12 protein-coding genes are annotated in these 20,410 nt (G+C 44.4%); 2 read left to right on the top strand and 10 right to left on the bottom strand.

The genetic code is table 11. The annotated features are described in order from the left end of the window. Positions 1-20: 20 nt before the first annotated feature. From bfr (ACFOEK_RS11430) to ACFOEK_RS11415, 4 genes are all read right to left on the bottom strand, one after another. Positions 21-506, bottom strand: a complete 486-nt coding sequence (gene bfr / locus ACFOEK_RS11430; protein ID WP_386720774.1) for a bacterioferritin — start codon at positions 504-506, stop codon at positions 21-23. Between the two features lies 1 nt (position 507). After that, complete coding sequence (bfr, locus tag ACFOEK_RS11425; protein ID WP_386720771.1) at positions 508-978, bottom strand: bacterioferritin; 471 nt, start codon at positions 976-978, stop codon at positions 508-510. A 259-nt stretch (positions 979-1,237) separates the two neighbouring features. Beyond that, a complete protein-coding gene (locus ACFOEK_RS11420) occupies positions 1,238-3,043 on the bottom strand; it encodes a DEAD/DEAH box helicase (protein WP_386720769.1) in 1,806 nt (601 codons plus the stop codon). Then, a complete protein-coding gene (locus ACFOEK_RS11415; protein ID WP_386720766.1) occupies positions 3,044-3,745 on the bottom strand; it encodes a glutathione S-transferase in 702 nt (233 codons plus the stop codon). It abuts the gene before it with no gap. A 131-nt stretch (positions 3,746-3,876) separates the two neighbouring features. On the opposite strand from ACFOEK_RS11415, the gene ACFOEK_RS11410 reads away from it, so the two are divergent. Next, positions 3,877-4,227: a DUF3147 family protein gene (locus ACFOEK_RS11410; RefSeq protein ID WP_386720763.1), complete on the top strand. Its 351-nt coding sequence runs from the start codon at positions 3,877-3,879 to the stop codon at positions 4,225-4,227. Positions 4,228-4,244: 17 nt separating this feature from the next. Then, positions 4,245-5,000, top strand: coding sequence for a substrate-binding periplasmic protein (locus ACFOEK_RS11405; RefSeq protein WP_386720760.1), 756 nt, complete (start codon positions 4,245-4,247; stop codon positions 4,998-5,000). Here ACFOEK_RS11405 and ACFOEK_RS11400 read toward each other — a convergent pair. The 6 genes from ACFOEK_RS11400 to ACFOEK_RS11375 form a co-directional block, all read right to left on the bottom strand. Beyond that, entirely contained in the window at positions 4,992-5,909 is a 918-nt protein-coding gene (locus tag ACFOEK_RS11400; protein ID WP_386720757.1) for a bile acid:sodium symporter family protein, read from the bottom strand. The genes ACFOEK_RS11405 and ACFOEK_RS11400 overlap by 9 nt on opposite strands. Before the next feature lie 284 nt (positions 5,910-6,193). Then, positions 6,194-6,826, bottom strand: a complete 633-nt coding sequence (locus tag ACFOEK_RS11395; protein ID WP_386720754.1) for a phage tail protein — start codon at positions 6,824-6,826, stop codon at positions 6,194-6,196. A gap of 15 nt (positions 6,827-6,841) precedes the next feature. Beyond that, complete coding sequence (locus ACFOEK_RS11390) at positions 6,842-7,756, bottom strand: hypothetical protein (protein ID WP_386720751.1); 915 nt, start codon at positions 7,754-7,756, stop codon at positions 6,842-6,844. A 10-nt stretch (positions 7,757-7,766) separates the two neighbouring features. Beyond that, positions 7,767-9,005, bottom strand: a complete 1,239-nt coding sequence (locus ACFOEK_RS11385; protein ID WP_386720749.1) for a hypothetical protein — start codon at positions 9,003-9,005, stop codon at positions 7,767-7,769. Positions 9,006-9,133: 128 nt separating this feature from the next. Further along, positions 9,134-10,729 (bottom strand): aspartyl/asparaginyl beta-hydroxylase domain-containing protein, encoded by a 1,596-nt coding sequence (locus tag ACFOEK_RS11380; protein WP_386720746.1) that lies wholly within the window; start codon positions 10,727-10,729, stop codon positions 9,134-9,136. Between the two features lie 302 nt (positions 10,730-11,031). Next, a complete protein-coding gene (locus ACFOEK_RS11375) occupies positions 11,032-20,001 on the bottom strand; it encodes a tandem-95 repeat protein (RefSeq protein WP_386720743.1) in 8,970 nt (2,989 codons plus the stop codon). Positions 20,002-20,410 lie beyond the last annotated feature (409 nt).

The raw sequence follows: 20,410 nt of genomic DNA, 5'->3' as shown, positions 1-20,410 counted from the left end.
CGAAAGGTAAAAGCTCCGAATTACGACGCCGAACCACCTTTCATTTGAGATTGAATGTAATTCTGGATACCAATCCTATCGATTAGCCCTAGATGTTGCTCTAGCCAGTAGATATGATCCATCTCGGTGTCGTCCAGTAAGGTTTCAAGGATTTCACGAGTTATATAATCACGTTCTTCTTCACAAACAGCGATGATTTGTCTCAAACTGGTCATAACTGTCATCTCAGCTTCAAGATCGTTCTCAAGCATTTCTTTAACGTTTGAGCCAACTTTAATCGGCTCACGAGATGCAGTATCCGGCGTACCTTCAAGGAATAAAATACGCTCAATTAGCTTCTGCGCGTGTTCCAACTCCTCTTCGTACTCATGAGCTAACTTCTCATGAAGCTTCTTCAAGCCCCAATCCTCATACATTTTGGAATGGGCCAGATACTGATCCATAGACGTCAGTTCAAGCGTCAGTTGCTTGTTTAGAAGATCGATGACCTTTTGACTGCCTTTCATGTTAATCCTCCATCATCGATTCTAGATAGTTTTGAACGCCAGCATTGTCGATCAAGAACTGTTGCGTTTCGATCCAGTCTACATGCTCTTCTTCATACTCAAGAATGTCTTCAAGAAGTTCACGGCTAACGTAATCACTTTCTTTCTCACAAAGCTCAATGGCATCACGCAGAGCATCCAGCTGTAACATTTGGAAATCCAAATCGCACTGCAGCATTTCCTGAGTGTTTTCACCGATACGCAGTTTGTCCAGCTTCTGTAAATTTGGAAGCCCTTCCAAAAACAGAATACGTTCGATCAAGTCATCCGCTTGCTTCATGTCCTTGATGGATTTTTTATACTCTTTCTCGTTTAGTTCTTCTAAGCCCCAATTTTTATACATTCTTGCATGAAGAAAATACTGGTTAATTGAGGTCAGCTCGAAGGTCAAAATACCATTTAGAGCACTGAGTATATTCGCCTTAGTTTTCATCAGATCAGTCCTATGACAGATAAAATTGTCGTTTAATTGCCCCTTAGCCTAGTTGATCTGAAATAAATCGCAAGACCTTTTTCATATATCAAAGAAATTAATATATTCCTTTAAAATAAAGGACTTAGAATAAAAAAATAACGTATTCTGATTCTCAAATAAGAAGTATAACGAGACACGAACGCTTGTTATTTAAACCAAAAAGTAGGGTTATTCTGACCGAGTTAATTTTGTTGAACTCAAAGCTTTAAAACCCTATTTAAGACTCTTGATTGGCTTTCCGATATCGTCCTTGATAATCAAATAAGCGTTCTTTGATGCGCCAGAATTTTCCTTGTTTTCGTGCAACAACAAAATCGGGTGCTGAAAGGAAATGCTCTGATCGAAGCACCTCTGCAACCGAAGCAAACTGACGAGGTTCGGAACCTTGTTTGAAACGAGCACCGAACAAACGATTAAATACAGTCTTCTGAGCTTGCTTATTAAAATCAAAAGACTCTTTCAACTCAACGCCTTGCTCGTCGTGATAAGTAACGATCAAACGATTGTCTTTTGATGCTAATGAAAGACCGGCACAACGAATGACTTTGGCATCTTTGAGTTTGAGTGCATTTTTAAGCTGATCGTCCGGATCAACCATAGGTTGCTGACACTCGACACACACTCGAGCAGCAATGTCATTTTCGGCACCGCAAGCCCCACACTCTTTAAACTTAAAGCGATAATCGCATTGGACTTCCGTACCCTCTTCGAGCTCTTCCATTCCCCAACAGCGACGACCATAATGCTCAATCAGATGTCCATCCTCATCAACTTTGCCCCAAAAGGTATTGGCAAAATCACATTTAGGGCAGTTCACCATAACAGGAACAGAATCTGAATCAGGCTTTGGTTGACCCACTTCCGGGTGATAAAGATCGACACTGTTACCTGCATAGTCGATAACAAGGCAGTGATCCTTACCTTCAGACAAACGCAAACCTCGCCCAACGATTTGCTGATACAAACTGACCGACTGAGTCGGACGCAAGATAGCAATAAAATCAACGTGAGGCGCATCAAAGCCCGTCGTTAACACCGAGACATTGACTAAGAACTTGAGCTCTTTTGCTTTAAAACGATTAATTAAGTCCGAACGTTCTTGGTGATGAGTATTCCCAACCACCAACGCCGTTTCATTTTTAGGAAGATAACTGACAATTTCTTTCGCATGCTCAACGGTCGCCGCAAAAATCATTACCCCTTGATATTCCTGCGCTTGGGTTATGTCTGTAATTTGCTCGCAAATCCCTTCAGTCACTCGCGGATAACGATTGAGTAATTCATTGACTTCCCCCTGAGCGTATTCACCGTTCGCGCTTGGATTAAGGCTGGAAAAATCATAATGCGCAATGGTCGCATCAATGAGTTTAGGCGGCGTCAAATACGCCCGTTTGATCATGTAGGACAACGGCAGTTCATAGATACATTTAACGAAAGGTCTCGGAGTTTCTGAACGAGCAAACCCGTAATGATGGGTTTGATAGATCCAACCAATGCCCATGCGATATGGCGTTGCGGTAAGGCCTAAAACTTTAAGCCCAGAGTTATGCTCTTTGAGCTTTCTGATTAACTGAAGATACTGGGTTTCATTCTTCTTGTTTGATGCTGAATCATCGGCGTTCTCAATGTCTTCTGGCTTTAAATCCACATCCCCCGACACACGATGGCATTCATCAATAATGACTAAGGAATAATGCTCTGAAAAATCATCCAAATTACGAGCGACCGACTGAATGCTGGCAAAGGTAACCTGGTGCTCAGTACTTTTTTGTTTTAATCCCGCCGAGTAAATACTGGCATTCAAACCATAGCTTTCATATTTTGCATGGTTTTGTTCTACCAACTCTTTGACATGCGCTAAGACCAGGATTTTCTTGCGCGCTAAACGCGCCAGTTCGGCTATAACCAGACTCTTCCCTGCACCAGTCGGCAATACAATCACCGCAGACTCATCGGTTTTACGGAAGTGCCGTAACGTTGCATCGACGGCTTCTTGCTGATAATCCCGTAATTGAAAAGCCATTTATTTGAACTCAGATTTAAGTTCTTCAGCATTAATTAACAGCGCTTGGTTCTCTGGCTTCCAGGCCGGGTACTTTTTCATAATGCCTTTGAACAGAGTTGATTCTTTGAACTCAGACAACCACTGAATCGTTTTCGGATACGATGATTGCTCAAACCACTCCAGATCCACATGTGCAAATTGACGAATAAACGGAGCAATGGCCGCGTCTAACAGCCCGAAGCGATCACCGGAAAGATATGGCGACTTTACCAGCTTGGCCTCAAGCTGCTCAATAAAGCGCTCTCCCTGTTGACGATAATAAACTTGAGGGTGTTCAGGAAAACGATCAAAGTACTTGTACTTATCCAACCAACCTTTGAACTCGGTATCGTTTTGTTCGATGAGCGCTAATACTCCAGAGAGGGCTTTAGGGGCCGAAGGCATCCATGCTTCAGGGTCACGTTCCGTTAACGCCCACAACATAATGTCGAGACTTTCATCCACCACCATTGTTGAATGCTGAGGGCCAAAACGTGCTTCTGTGTTAACCACCAAGACAGGCACAGTGCCTTTGGGAGAGGCGTCCAACATGGTTTGTGGTTTATCCCGTAATACAACCTCTCGCAACTCAAACGAAAGACCACTCTGCCACATGGCCAACCGAGCTCGCATGGCATAAGGGCAACGACGGAAACTATAAAGAATGGGAAGTGTTTGCATGAAAACCTTAGAAAGCAAATGAATCGTGCCAAATTATACACAAAGCATCTTGGTTACGGACCTTCTGTCCACACTCTTCAGCAAATACTTGTCTATTGTTATAAAAGAGGATGCAGGGAGATAAAACTGCTATGGGGTTCTACGTTCAGAAGCTCATTATTACAACGGTAATGGTGGTATTAATTTCTGAGATTGCTAAACGCTATTCAATGATAGGGGCAATACTTGCTTCTCTGCCCATTGTATCCATTCTGGCAATAATTTGGCTCTATCATGAAACCCACGACTTAAATCGTATATCGGCCTTCTCATCCAATATATTCTGGTTAGTTATTCCCTCTTTGGTATTTTTCGTAGCTCTACCTTGGTTAATTCAACTCAAATGGGGCTTTTATCCTGCACTCTTTGGTGCCGGTTTTCTCACAGTGATTTGTTATTTCTTAGCTATTATTGTGTTGAAGTATTTCGAGCTAACGGATTAGCCATGGATTTCAAGATTATGAAGATACGGACTTTAGTCATTTTATATTTTTCCCTTGCACTGAGCCCCTTCGTCAGTGGAACGGAAATCACCGAACCTATTGTAATACTCAAAGGCACGGGCGATTTTCCGCCTTTCGAATATGTCCATAACGGAGAAACCACAGGTTATCATGTTGATTTAATATCCCGTGTTGCCAAACGAATTCCCATCAAGGTGACATTCAAAACAATTCCCTGGAAACGAGCACTGAGCCTGATTGAAACCGGGGATGCCGATGCCATTAGCTTTATCTCCAAAACCCCTGATCGTGAAGAATACGCAATATTTTTGGACGACAACCTGATTTCTACGTCCTACACCGGCTTCATTGCACTAAAAGGCAGCCCGGGTACCAGAATTTATGACGGTTCATTAGAAAGTGTTCAAGGACTGTCTGTAGGTGTTCAACTGGGGTTCAAATACGGCAACGAATTTGATACCGCCGACTACATTAATAAAGTTGAATTTAATGGTGCCGATCAACTTTACTCAACCTTACTGGCTAAACGTATTGATCTGGCCTTTATTGCGTTATCTGAATTCAAAGCCCATCAAAACTTCGGAAAAGCGGAGAACCTCATATTCCTAATGCCATCCATTAGTGAGTCGAGGAATTACCTGGCCTTTTCCAAAGGAAATCAAGTATTAGCACAACGCTTTGCCAAAGCAATGAAAGCATTCAAACAGTCCAAGGAGCATAAAAAGCTGTTGAAGAGATACGGTCTACTTTAAGTCTAAACCCAGCGCTTCTGTTCTTTCATCGCCGGAATTAGCGTTACCTGCATTAGACGAACGATGACGCAAACCAATAACAAAACCACCTGTAATGTACATAACTAACGAATAAACCGCGGCAGGCAATGCCATTTCCGGACTATTCAGTAAGCTGGTGGCGATCAACATCGCCAATGTCGAGTTTTGAATGCCTATTTCCAAGCTCACCGACGTTGTCTGTTCTGTATTGAGTTTAAAACGACGCGCCAACAAAAAGCCGATCATCATGGTAATCACATTCAACATGAACACCGACGGCCCCATCTGTTGCAATGCAGAAACGAGTGCATCGTGTTGCTTAACGCCCACACCAACGATCAGTACTACCAAGAAAATCATCGCAAAGCGATTAAGGTACGGTTCCATTTTGATCGCAAAGGGCTTTTTAAAATGGCGGATCATCATTCCCAAACTGACGGGTAACAAGGTAATCAAAAACAAACCACCCATGGTCTGCATCACAGGTAATTCAAAATGAGTTGCTTCGCTTGAGAAATATTCAAACGCAAAACTCATTACCAATGGAATGCTGATAAACGTAAATAAACTGCTTACTGCCGTTAGAGTGATGGATAGCGCCAAGTCTCCTTTCGCCAGATGCGTCACCATGTTCGATGTTGTCCCTCCAGGACAAACCGCCAACAACATAATTCCGAGAGATAAGATGGGATCATTGACAAAAAATGCCGCAATCAGAAAGCCACACAGCGGCAAAATGAGTAGCTGTCCAACTAAACCGAGTATCACAGCTTTTGGATAAAGCAGCACCCGACTGAAATCAGTCAAGACCAACGACATACCCATGCCGAGCATGATGATAAATAAACACAAAGGTAAGATGACTTGCGTCAAGACACTTGTTTCCATAGACCCCCCTCCTAAATTAAGCATCTGTGAAGAGTCCACAATGGCTTCTATGTGCTTAATTCAGATATTTTTATTGTTATTCGAGTTCTATCTAACTATAAACTCGTTGCCAATATCCACTCTTTTGTATGTGTAATATGGCCAGTGATAACACAAATGGAGTCTCAGAAGAAATCACAAAACGAGAACGGCAGAAATACCTGCCGCTGTCGTTTAGTAGTCAATATGATAGCTATCAATGGAAAAACTCTGTCGATCGAAGACACTTTTCATCGAAGACACTGTCAATTCCTTGATGGATAAATACCTTGAAAACAAATGGTAAACGTCAGAGTAAGACTCGGCTGACATATTCCAAAGCTAAGCCCACCCCCCGCGTACTCAATGGTAGGCGCAGGCAAACTATTGAACGGGACGGCTACCTCAATCGCATCGGATGCCATCTTGGTACTACTTTTAGTCGAATACCCTTTACTTACAGGTGTATTAGTCAGACCAACCGGAATGGAACCCACAGCCCAATACGCGCCTTCAGGGCTGTTTGTATCCCCTTCTCCCATTGCTGCGTTTACTTTCGTCGTGGCAGTAACAGTTTGACCGTCCTTCCCTGCTGAAGCTATATGCGTATGCGACGGCATTTCACGGATGCCTAATTGATGGGTCATAGTTCCAAATTTTTGCCCCTGAACTAAGGTGGGTAAACCGGGGCCATTACCCCACCCCACTGGCGTACGGCATCTTAAATCCGGTAGCCCAAAATCTACTCGACCATTTCCACCGTAAATTGTGCCAAGCAATGAAAACAATGCCTCGTTCTCTACTATTGCCTGGATTTGGCCATTACATAGCATTGTATTTCTTGGTGCAAAGTTTCCACCATAGAGTTCAATTTCACCTAAATATGGATCAGCACTCATAGTTACGTCCCTCAATCAACTAATTGTCATTCCCGCCTGTAACCCTGCTAGGTTTGCTAAGCGGTATCCTGTGTAAATACCTTCTGAATTGGCCAAAATATCGAACCGTACAGATCCTTTTTTAACGGCAACTACCATCCCCTTTTCCTGTGAGATCGTTAAGATTGTTCCAGGTTTTGCGCCATAAGTTGGCTGTTCACTGAAACTGGCTTCTAAGAGCTTGATGTGATGCTGTCCAAACCGTACGTGCGCACCACCGAAGAAGGGGTTAGCTGCACGAATGTGATTCAGAGTTTGCTGAGGCGTTAATTCGCGAATATCCAATAGCAAGTCTTGCTCACTAATACTGACAACTTCGGACTCAATATATTCAAGGACAGCGTCATTGGAATGTTGGATTTCACAGGCATCACTGAGTGTTTTGGTTACAAGCTGTTGAACCAATTGTGCGATCACAAGGCTGGCTTTTGAATACAGAGCCCCTAACGTATCTTGATCAGCAATATCTAGTGTTACTTCGGCTATGATACTCTTTTGAACGATATCAACAGCCATCACATCAAGATGGCTCAGCCCTTTACGAATACCCCAGTAGAGAGATGTTTCAAAGCGGTCACTTCGAACATGTTTGGTGATTACCTCTATCCATCGCCCATCAGTAGCCGCAGTTATTCTGTCTTCGATATCAAGAGAAACATCCAGCGCTAGGATCAATTCACTTTTGAAGGCATTGATTGTGACTGACAGCTTTTCAGGATCACTACGCTCGACATGGGCAAACTGAATATTCTTCTGCTGCAGAAATTGCTGAAGACTATAAATCTCTGAAGAACTGCCAATTAAGATCACTCCAGCTAACAGCTCTTGTTGCTCCAGATATTCAATGGAAGGTACGGTAACACCGCTTGTGGCAAGGATAACGACTTTCATAGGCTTCCCCCTATGCCAACGTCGGTAAGAAGCTAGGCGTACCACACAATTTATAATAAAACTTTAAGGTATCTCCGCTTTTTACTAATAAGTCGTCGGCTTCAGGAATTCGTGGTTTAAAGTCAATACAAACAGACATATCAGGTCGTGGATGCGTGATTCCTGAATCGTATTCATTCACCCACTCCTCACCAAAGACTTTTGCAGTTACAGCGAGCAATAAGATACGTTGATCAATGTCTGAAACATCCTTAGGTATAAGAACCTGCCCTGCCTCAAGTAAGTCAAAACCTTCACCTAAAGGAACACGTTGAAGACGCATCAGCGTTTCTCGATTAAGTGTTAATATCGTCCCCAAATTAATACGATCATTTTGAATGTCCGTATCAACGAAACTTGAATGGCTACGTTCTTGCCCGCGCCATTGATCACAATACTCTTTCTGGCCTACTGCCAATATTGCATTCACCTTTATTTCTTCTGGAAGCAGTAACGCATCTATCGCCAAGAACTGACTTAAATGTTGGATAAAGCTCATATGACCTTCACGGGTCAGCCCGTGCTGTAGAGCTTCAATGACCAGTACATCAATCTTTCGAGATGGCGTGTAATCCATGACATCCATACACAGTATCTCGAGGATGTCGTCCGATAAACTCATAGAGTCTGCAACACGCCTCAGTACTTTTATTGCTCCCGGCTGGATATCAATGAGCGTAAGCTTGAGACGAACATGATCGGGTTTCTTTTCGTTTAAGTAGCAGATGAGAGGCAAAGCCAAGGGCGCGAACGGGCCACATGCTGGATACACGATATGAAGATCGGGTTTACCCTGGCTGGTGGCTTGTGTCAGAGCCTGATCCAATCCTCGAAGAAACGCTTTAACTCTGTAAATATCTTTAACTGTATGCACCGCATCTTTAACCGCCATGACTAACCCGGTGGCATTGAGATAAGAAGTATTGATCTCTTCTTCCGTCAATTCAGTTTGCTTGTAAATAGTTAACAGAGCGTCAGAAAAAGCAAAAAAGAGATCAACCCACTTTTCATGCGCTAGTTCAGTATCAGATAACACGGAATCAACCAAGGTACAGCAATGACTGACTAACATCTCATTGATCGAACCGTCACAACTTGGATTCGTCAACTGTTCAAGTTGAGCTCTAAGAGACTGGTTAAACAAACGCTCCAAATCCGGATCAATGGAACTAATCCCAACGTCTTTGACTTGTACTTCCTCTGCACTCATGCTTGTCATTCCTTAATATGTGAAAGTAATTCAGATCGGTTTCAATCACCCACCACAGTTACCTTGTTATTGAATTTGTGTCTGTTAACCCGTGCAATACAGAAATTCCATCTAACCAAACTTCACTGCTAGTTGAACGAATTCGCTACTCGGTTACTCAACGACCGGGATATTCGATAACCAGGAACTTGTCCAAACTGATATTCAAACGTAATGTCTGTATTGTTTACCGATCCCTCAATTTGATGCGATTCAAGTCGTGTCAAACTGGATGCATTCAGTGTTAGTACATGAGTTTGATAGACTTGAATTTCTGTACTGATTTCAAGAGCCATTGCATCCTCGTCTGGAAGAGTAAGCTGAGTATCTAGCGCAAAACGTTTGCCTTCAGAAAGGCAAAGACAGCTTACTCGGTTCAAGGTCGAAATCGGACCAAGATCTACTAATGCGCCTGACTCATTGGCAACAAATGCTCTTAATCGAATTTCTTCAGGAATTAATGTGCCCGTCGGCTTCAAGAAAGGAACTAATCGAGCAAAAACACTCACTTGAGGTTCCTCTTTAAGTGCCGCTTTCATCGTTTCAGATACGATCAAGTCATACTGAATATCAGAGCTCCAAACAGTTGCATCTGCACAAAAATAACCACGAATCCGGTCACCCACGCCAAATGCATCAACCAATCTGGAAAGATTTTCCAGTGAACTGCCATGGATATCCAACATAGAAACCGACACCTGCTCGGCGCTGAAACGTGTAAGTAATGGCAATATCAACATCGCAAATGGGCCGGTGCCTGCGTATAAAACCTCAACTGGTTGAGAACATGTTCGCTGATTCAATATCGCTTGATGTATTCCCCGTAGGAAAACGGCAGTTCTCAAAAATTCCTCAGCACACTGCGCTGCAGTAGTTGGAGAAACGGCTTTTCCTTGTGATGTTAACGTATAACCATCATCTCTAAATTTATCCGGATGTAACTCAAAATTGAGATAGTCAGAGAAACCAACGACCATCTCCCGAATAACAGGGCGAAGGCCATAGCGTTCCTCCTGGGAACAAGAAATTACCTTATCGCACAGACTCGATAACCAAGGAAAACGTTCCTCAGATGACATATTCCTAAGTGATGGCGATTCAGCAATGCCTAACTGATTTCTTAACCAATCATTGCCCACACAATCAATGACTAAGTGAATTCTTTCTTCTGAACTGAAGTTCACCACAGAATGGGTTTTATCTGCATTGATATACCAAAGCTCACCTTCAGCCATATCTACACTTTGGCCGTCTACCATAAACTGCACATCAGCGTGGGTTGTGAGACAAAGATGTAACCGAGCCTGCCCATGTTCTATTGATAACCCGTTATCCCGGTGAGGTTTGATCTCAGCCTTCGGCGCTAATTTCATCAACCGAACGGATAAAATGGGACAAGAAAGTTGTGCTAAAAACAGCTGAATCTCTGGCCACTGATCCAAGACAGGGAAATTACAATAATCACTTTCTGACTGAGACTCTTCTATTTGAAATGCCTGGAGAACTGGATGCGCTTCGCGGTTCTTTGTCATTCCGCGCAGAGGTAATACAGACCATATCCCCTCATAACACGCCTTGTTTACGTGCTCAATCCAGAGGTCACTTTGAATTTCAGTCAGCTTTCTCTTCACTTGTTCCACGGAAGGAAACGAAATTGGTAATTTATAGAGTGGTATAACCTTCACTACGAAACTTCCCTTTTAGTTAGAAATCACTCCATGAGTAAGAAATAACCTGAAACACGGCTCGATCACATACACAGAAGTATAGATAGCAAACTAAGATTCGAGAGCTGACAAAACGAATAAAGGAAAAGGCTTACAAAGAAATAGGCTTACTTCGGTAACAAATAAATAATTTTTTATTTAAATTCAATAAGTTAATGATAGATAAAAATCACAAAGAAAAGTAGAAATTGGTTTAGATGAGAGAAAAGGTGAACAAGCACAGGAGACTTAAAATCTCCCATGCTATTAGTCACGAGATATTAAAAACTAAGAACTAAACTACCGCCCAGTAGATCGATCTTCTGACCTTCTACAAAGACTCGACGCCATTTCGCACCAACAGCGATGGAATCCAAAATTTGATAATGAGAGCCAAAGCCAACATAGAGGTCTTGTTCGTTATCGTATTCACTATCAACACTGGCTCCTGAGATATCTATATCTCCGTTCCAGAAGAACACCCCAAGTTCACCACTGACAAACCAACGTGATAAAACCTCTTGCTCAAAGCGGTTCCCTATGATCCAACCGTGTCCAGTAACAGGATAATGATCGTTAAGTGCCTCTTCTAGTTCATCCTGGGTGGCCGCTAGGCTATCGAACGCAACTTCAACGTCACCCAGATCCATAAAGCCGACTTCAACTGCCGACCAATCCAGATAACGGTAACCTACACTCAAGTTGTACGCCACTCGATCCGTGTCGTATTCCTGCAAATCGACCGTTACCCCAGAGGAGTCAAGCGAGTCCGAGAACTCACTTCGGGATTGCGATGAGGTCGCTTGGTAGAACCCCATTTCAATATAGCCACGCTCTTGGAACTTTGTCATCCAGCCTTGGCTGTCTTCCGCCTCGGCATGGAATGAAAACAGAACCAAGCAAACCGCTAAGGTGTGGATCGCACCTGTACTTTGACTCTGTTGTTTTCGACGTAAGGAATACAGTATCCAGCTCGTGATCAACAGTAATAAGCCCCAGTTAACGCTACCACCGCCACTGCCTGAGCTCGAGATACTGGCACTTTGTAGATGACCTACACCACCCGGATCTTCTACTGCGCTGTTTGCTAAGCCATCTGCATCGTTGGGACCACCATCTTCAATGGTCAACTGCACACACCAATCGCCTGCGTTTAAGCCCGCTCGATACTCAGAGCTTTGTGGTGGCGGACACGCACCTTGCGCCCCCGGCGCCGACATCACGGCATTGTTGGCGTCTTCAACGAAGGTAAACCAAACGCCGTCAAACTTACGGTAAATCGCATTTTCAGGAATCGCGACACGCTGAGGAATTACCACATTCACACTCTGCCCAATTTCTGGCAGTTCGATAACCATGAAATCGAAGTAACCGCCCGAGTTATTGATGTTGTCATTCGGGATAGTCAAGGCATCAGGAATCATGTCGTTATCCAGCTTGGCACCGCCGTTTTGAGACGCGATGGCGCGTTGACCTAAGATCATTCTCACACCAGGATCACCTTCAATCAGATAGCGATATCCGTCTTCAACCGCTTCATTCAGCACGTTTGGTAATGACACCGCATCCAGATAATCAGGCTGACCATCCTGGTCACCATCACCAAGCCCTTCATCCGCATCAGACATGCCGTCACCATCCGAATCTTGCGTTGAACTTAAGATTGGTGCTTGAGGAATCACTACGAAAGACAGTCTCAGTTCATTACTGAGTACCGGCGCGCCATTGTCATTGGCTCGAACAGTCGCCCGGTATAAACCCGGTTCAACTTGCGCTGGGTCGAACCTCAAATCCAGATCACTCAACATGGTGAGCGCGATATCGCCCGATATTGTCCATTCAAGGGTATGTTGATCATTCGGATTAGGGTCGTTAATGGTCGCTACCAAATCCACAGGGCCACCGTCTTGAGTGACGATCAATGCTCTCTGTCCATTTTGGTTAACCGTCACTTCCAGTTGAGGCGCCACATTCTCTTCCACAATGGTAATGATGTGATTTTGTTTCATACCTAAATTTCCTGACCCTGAAAGCGTGACATTGATGCGTTCTCTGGTTTCTTGAATACCATCATCCACGACATCAACGGTTACCACTTTCGCCGTTTCACCGTCTTCAAAGGTGACATTACCTGCCACTAGATTGTGATCATTGCTGTCCGCAGACCCTCCCACATCAAACGGAACGATAAGCGGATACGTAGGAGATTGGCCGTTCAGCAACACACGGAAACGGGTTGTGACACCCTCGCCCACTGTTTGGTCTTTGCTCAAGGAGATTTGAGGATGAACATTGAGTACTTGTACTGACTCCGCCTGATTACCTGCTGCATCCGAAGCCGTCCATGTCAATTGATAACGGCCAGGAGCCAAGCTGTTCGCATGAGAGGAGCTTAATTGTGCAGCGACCTCACCATCTAACGCATCAACCGCAACCGGGGTGTTGAGTTCTGGTATCACTGTTAATAATCCGGTTGCATTCACATTGACGACAGGCAAAACATCAAATTGCGGCGCTTGATCATCCACTTGCGGATTACTGCCCTGCTCGGCTTCTTCAAGGTTGGTCAGACCATCGCCATCAGTGTCTAATGCCGCATCGTTAGCATTCAGTGGATTGAGGTTGTTCGCAAGCTCGAACTCATCGGTCATACCATCGTTATCATCATCCAAATCATCATTATCGGCGATGCTGTCACGATCATTATCACCCAATACTTCGATGGCAAATGCCGTCAGATCGCTGCTACTGTTGCCGTCACTGACTCTCAGTACAATGCCATCAAAACTGCCAACGGATGAAGCACCCGGCGTACCATTGATGTTGCCGGTAGCAGCATTCAGGCTTAACCATGCCGGTAAGTTCGACGCAGTGACAGTTAATGAATCACCTTCTGCATCGGATAAGGTTGGCGTGAAGCTATAACTGGCACCTTCCAGTACAGACGAACTGGGTGTTCCGGAAATCATAGGTGTGTCATTAACTTCGGTAACCGTAATCGAAACAGTGGCAACATTACTGTTTGCACCTTCGTCATCTTGAACTAGATAACTAAAGCTGTCTGAACCGCTGTATTCTGCGGTTGGGGTGTAGGTTACCGAACCATCACCGTTATCAGTGACATTACCGTGCGTTGGTGACGATTGAATCGTCACAGCTGTTGTATCCAATTGACCATCGACATCGCTGTCGTTAGAAAGCACCTCAATGACTAAAGACTCGTCCTCAAAGGTGGTTACGGTATCGTTATTTGCCAACGGCGCATCGTTAACAGCCGTCACAGTTAAGCTAACGGTTGCCGCACTGGACCAAGCTAGTGCATCGTCCTGAACACGGTACGTTAAACTGTCAGAGCCATTGAAGTCATCATTTGGCGTATAGACAATAGCGCCAGTCACACTGTCTACCGACGTAGTCCCACTCTCAGGTGCGGTGACAATCTCAACCGTTGTTACATCAATGGTGCCATCGACATCACTGTCATTACCCAAGGCGTTAATGGTATGAGCCGTGTCTTCCACCAACGTGACAGTATCATCGACCACCGTTGGCGCATCGTTGATGCTAGTGACTGTGATAGCCACTGTAGCGGCATTAGAAGTTCCGTTGTCGTTGTCCATCACGGTATAGGTAAAGCTGTCACTTCCGTTAAAGTCCGCGGTGGGCGTATAAGTGATTTCGCCAGTTACGGCATTCACCGAAGTTGATCCATTGCTTGGTGTGGTTTGGACGGTCACGCTCGTTGCTGTCAGGGTACCATCGACATCCGAGTCATTATCCAGAACATCAATTGAAACAGAACTGTCTTCATCCACCGTCGCGGTGTCATTCGCGGCAACCGGTAAATCATTAACACTGGTAACATTCACAGTCACCGTTGCAGTATTAGAGGTGCTGCCATTACCGTCTTTGATGGTATAGCTGAAGGTATCCGTCCCATTGAAGTTCGCATCCGGGGTGTAATCAACCTTACCGGCATTCACAACCGCAGAACCATCACTTGGCTGTGACACCAACACGATCGTACTGGTATCCACCGCATCGCCAGTATCAATATCGGTATCGTTCGCTGCTACATCAATAGAAACCAACGTATCTTCGTTGGTTGTTTCTAAATCCGCCACAGCCACAGGCGCATCATTTTGAGCATTGACAGTAATAGTAACGGTTGCTGTGTTGGACACCTGACTGTGGTTGTCTTCTACCGTGTAGGTAAAGCTGTCTGAGCCATTGAAGTCAGCAGTTGGTGTATAGGTGATCACACCACTTCCCGTATCAACACTGGTGGAACCATTACTTGGATTACTGGCCACAGTCACACTGGCTGCATTCAAAGTTCCATCAGCATCAGTATCGTTATCAATAACACGAACCGATACGGCATTGTCTTCGTTGGTTGCTTTAGAATCATTAACCGCCACTGGCGCAACATTCGTCGTTGTGAAGTTCAACGTGGTCTTATCATTGATGCCAGCAAAACTATTGCCCGCATTGTCTTCTAAGGCATCCGCACCAATCTGCACATAATAACTGTGCATGGACACTAAATCAGTCGCCAAATCCACAGTAACTACTGCACCACTGATGGAAACCCGACCAGAATCAGAGTCATTGGATTCCACCAAACTGTCATCGTCCGCATCGTAAATGGCAATAGCTAGATCACCACCGCTGCCCGCAACCACGGTTTCATCGAAAGTTAATTCCAGATCCGTATCGTAACGTGCCGAAGACGATCCATCAGCTGGGTTACTGCTACTTAATGTCGGTGCTGTTACATCATCGTCGTCCGTGATCGTAATGATTTGTTGCTGGGTACCGTTCTCACTAGCACTCCCACCAGACACTGAGCTGATATCAATAATAATCGTTTCATCGCCTTCCGAAGTAACGTCATCGAGCCCAGTAATGCCGGTCGTGGCATTAGCAGAGGTAGTGCCTCCGGTAATCGTAATACTGGTGCTCGGCGTGCTGTAATCGCTAGCGGATGTTGCGGTTCCCGAATACGCAAGATTTACGGTGACATCGGCATAAGTGGCATTATTCAATGTCGCCGTAATCGTCGATGTACCGCCATTCTCAGCCACCAGGCTGCTACCCACACTTAAGGTTACCGTAGGTGTCGCTTCTGCATCGGTAATGCTGATGGTTTCCTGCTGGGTGCCGTTTTCACTACCGATGGAGACAGATGCGATGTCAACAATCACCGTTTCAGACGCTGCCGCATCGTAATGACTGTCTGCAACACCGGTTACCGTTGAAGTTCCTGAAGTACTGTCGGCGTTAATAGTTATGCTATTAGACTTGGTATAATCGGTAGTCAGTGTCGCGGTACCGCTATAGCTCAGGTTAACGGTGATGGCATCCGGCCATTGATTATTTAAACTGCCTGAAATTGATGCGGATAATGTGCTAACGCCACTATCTTCAGCAATGGTATTGGTATCAGCACTCAGACTAATATCAGGCAAGTTTGCATAGATAGCGTCACCCGCTTGGCTTATAGCTGTGGTAAAGGCACTACCGGCATTGCCAAGAGAATCCGTCAGCGTAACGTTCACAGCCACATCGGATGCTGCCGCAACGTCCGTTCCACCATCAGTGATGGTAAAGGTTGCTGTATACGTTGTGTCATTGGTTTTACTCAGTCCCCCTAGAGTATAACCATCAATCGTTCCGCTAATGCCACCGCTGCCTGTAGTGTAATCGTCCGTATCCGATCTCACAGTGAGAGTTGCAGTAACCGTATCTCCCACTTTATGTGTACTGTTTGGAATTGAAATCCCTGTAATAAGCGGCCCTTCTAAATCGGCAGTATGAGATGAGCCAGAAGTATAGGCACTGACATAGCCATTGGTATTATTACCATTACCGGAGTCATCAACAATATTAGTATTGGCTTTCAAATCCAGCCTAATCGTGCCTTCACCAGCAAGCGTATTAACAGTCACATTGATTGAGTTTCCACTGGATGCCGAAACACTGGCAATATTTCCCGACGCTGTATTTGTTGTCGTTAACTCAAAATCATCCGTAGACACATTGTTTGCGTTTTCATTAAAAGCAACAATAAAGGTCACAGAGGTTGCGGTTTGAGCTGGACTGCCTGAAATCGTGATGCCAGTAATACTTGGCGGAGCAACATCCGCCGTGGTGAAGCTCCAACTTGTCGTACTGGCAATGCCGCTGTAACTATTTCCTGCTAAATCATCGATCGCAGTGGCATCCACCAGAACGTAAAGTTCAGTATTAGCAGGCAAATCCGAGCTTGGATTGATCGTCAAAACATCATTACTAATGCCTAACTGACCTGCGTGAGACGTTACATCTATTGAGGAAACTATACTGTCATCGGACGTTTTGTGGATGGTGATATTACCGGTACCGAATGCTATATCTTCATCGAAGTCCATAGTTAAATTAGCTGCATTGCTGATACCAGTGGCATTGTCAGTCGGTGTTAAGGTTTGAACGCTTGGTGCGCTCAAGTCTAAGGTAAAGCTAGAAATACTTAATTGACTGCTGGTGTTGCCTGAACTATCCGTCACTGTCACCGTACAATCAGAATAAGTTCCTGCCGTTAACGGCGTACTGTTATCCGTTTGAGTTAGATTGATGGTTACATTACCACTGGATACCGCACCTTCACTGGCACTGCCACAACTACCCCCTACTAATAACGTCCCTGCTTCGTTGGTTGATAAGGTATAACTCGGCGTCGAATCATTGGTTAGTGTTGAAACCGCAGTCACTTGCCCTAAGACTGGCGCTAAAGTATCGACGGTAATGGTGAACTGAGAAACTTGTGATATATCATCTCCAGAGTTTGCTACACCGCCGTCATCTTGAACCTGAACGTTGATGGTGGCTGTACCTTCAACACTGGAAGCGGGCGTATAAGTAAGCTGTCCTGCATTGCTAATATCCACGGAAGAAACAACGTTATTTGTGTCACTCGCCTCACTCACGATGAAATCTGAAATGGATTGCGCAGACTCCGTATCACCATCGTCAGACATGGACGCAAAACTATTAACCGACTGCTGAACACCTCCTGTACCGCTACCTGCAGTTTGGTTACTACCAATAGACAGTGTTGGCTCGTCATTCACAGAGGTAATATCTATATTAACGACAGGATCTGATGACAATCCGTCCTGCCCATCACTCGCTGCAATGGTCAATGTCGCAGAATCATTACCCGCAGCATTTGCAACACCTGTATAGGAGATATTGGAGGCGGTATCCAGATAGGTATTAATGTTAGCAGCAGTCCCTGCTAGGGTGATCGTGGTAGAGTTGACCAAGATTTCTGTCACACTGAGCCCAGAACCGTCGACTGGCGTAGAGAAGGTGCCCGCACTTGCTGTCAGCGTAACCGTGAGGATGTCTCCATCCGCATCGGCAAAAGTGACTGCAGATAAATCAACATTACCGGCAGTATCCTCTATCACAGTGATGTCGGATGGCGCGCCGGAAACAGTTGGTGCGTTATTCGCACTCACGACAGCTACAGAAAAATCAAGATCATCTATCATCAACAGGCGAATTTCTGAGTTATTGCCTCCCGTAAATCGAACCTCATCAATGTTACTCCAGTCGGTATCAAATGTTAGTGTGCCACCATTTCCTGGGGCTGTTCGACTATAAGTAACAGAACCCGAACTATCCGACGTCGTAAAATCAATAGTATCACTTACAACGCTGGCTCCATCTCGATAGCCTGTAATTGTCAGTGTAAAACGATAACCACCTACTAAAGCATTCGCTGACATATCTGCTTCCATGGACTCAAGCTTAAACTCTTCGCCATCAGCAGTTTTAAAACGATAATCTACGCTTCCAACATTAGCACCGGTTATAGTTCCCGCATTATCAATGTTATATAGAACACCTAAATCACCAATATTTGGTGTGATGATAAAAGTAGTTAGGTCGCTAAGCGTTGCCATCTGACTCTGCGATGTTGGGCTAATTTGCTCATACGTTATGCCATTTCGCGTATAAGATAAGCCTCTAAGAGTCGGGGTTTCTAAGTCATAATCTTGATCTGGGGGAAGAGGTGTTGAATCCGAAACGGTATAATTTACTACTGCAATTTCTTGATAAGCGCTATTACCAGATACGTTTCCCCCACCAAGATCCGTTATTGGCCAACTTACAACAACCTTATCAACATCTTTCCAAGCGGCATCATCTGCCCAAGTACCACTGCCTCTGGTAAAGACTTCCTCACCATTTGCCGTTGTTACTGTCCAGGTAAGGGTATCAGTAACTACTTGATTATTATTTTTGAATCCGGTGATCGTAAAATCTTCAGTACCACCACCTTGAGCACGCCGATACAATCTCATTGAATCAATCGAAAAAGCATTATCACCAGTCAGTTGAAAGCCACCAGTCGTATTATTAAAAATTGTGCCATCCACTCCACCTAATGCCCCCCCATCAATGGGAGCAATTGCTGTGGGCGCTATCACTCGAACAAGTGAGTTTGTATAGACATTACTGCCTTGCAAACCAGTTCCCCAATCCAAGGTTAGCTGCGTGCTGGTAGTTAATGACGCCGTGACGGTGTGATCATCAACGTTATTGGTTGCAGCTTCAGAGGTATAGTCGATAGTGTCTGAAGCCAAAACACCTTGGTAATTAGCAACTAGGTTTAAATCTAACGGAAGGGAAGCTGTTATTTCACCGGTATAACGCTCTAATTCCCAATCATAGCCTTTAGACTTACTACCTGTATCATCAATCGAAGCAGCAACATCCGCCCTAGTTAGTTGTGATAACAGATCAATAAACTCCGTCCCTCGATGCCCCTGCCCAACACGGCAACCGTATAACAATAAATCACCATCGCTAGCCAATGCCCGCCCAAAATTCAGAGCAATGTCTGGATTAGCACTTAACGTTTGTACATTAATAGGCTCACCAAGCAAGTTGAGCTGACCCGGTTGACCATGAGTTATCAAGTGAATTTCATTTAAGTGACGGTAGGAACTTAATTGAGATTGTAAAGTTAGAAGAGTATCGCCATCAGACAGATTAATAACAGCAATATGTTTTGGAACACCCTGAACTAAAGTGCTCTTATCGGGTACATCAGAATCAAAGATAATAAGACTTTTACTATTTATTGGATAGGAAGATATGAGCTGATTCTGGTTAGGCTCAGAAGCTTTAGCTATTAAGGGGGTTGTTAGTAATAAACCCACTTGAAAAAACGTACTAAGCGTAACACCCAATTTCATAAACAAGATCCCTTCATTCAATACAAAGCCGATGTACAGCTTCTAAAATTTGAGCTGCTAATAATTGACTGTCCAACACTAGCACGTACATGGAAGTATAGTTAGCAGAATATTATGAGAGTAGTTAGCTTATTGGTTATGAATAACTTAGAAGAACAAGAAGAAAAGTAATGATTTTGAAATGAATCAGCCTAAAACCCGCGAAGAAGCAGGCTAAGTACAGCGCCGTAGAAATCTAACAAAAGGCCATTGAGAGATTACATCTAAGGCGTGATGGATTTTGACTACAGAAACTTAAGAGTATGCAGACGAAAAATTAAGAAAAGTTACCAATGCCTAAAATAGCATTGATAACGTCTATTAAGATGAGTTATTCCAGACCAGATCTAACACCTTTCCTTGAAAAGAA

The sequence above is a fragment of the Litoribrevibacter euphylliae genome (genome assembly GCF_042646085.1).
Classification (GTDB): Bacteria; Pseudomonadota; Gammaproteobacteria; order Pseudomonadales; family Litoribrevibacteraceae; genus Litoribrevibacter; species Litoribrevibacter euphylliae.
The sequence above is the reverse complement of the archived record's forward strand: the minus strand, read 5'-3'. Positions and strand labels throughout refer to the sequence as shown.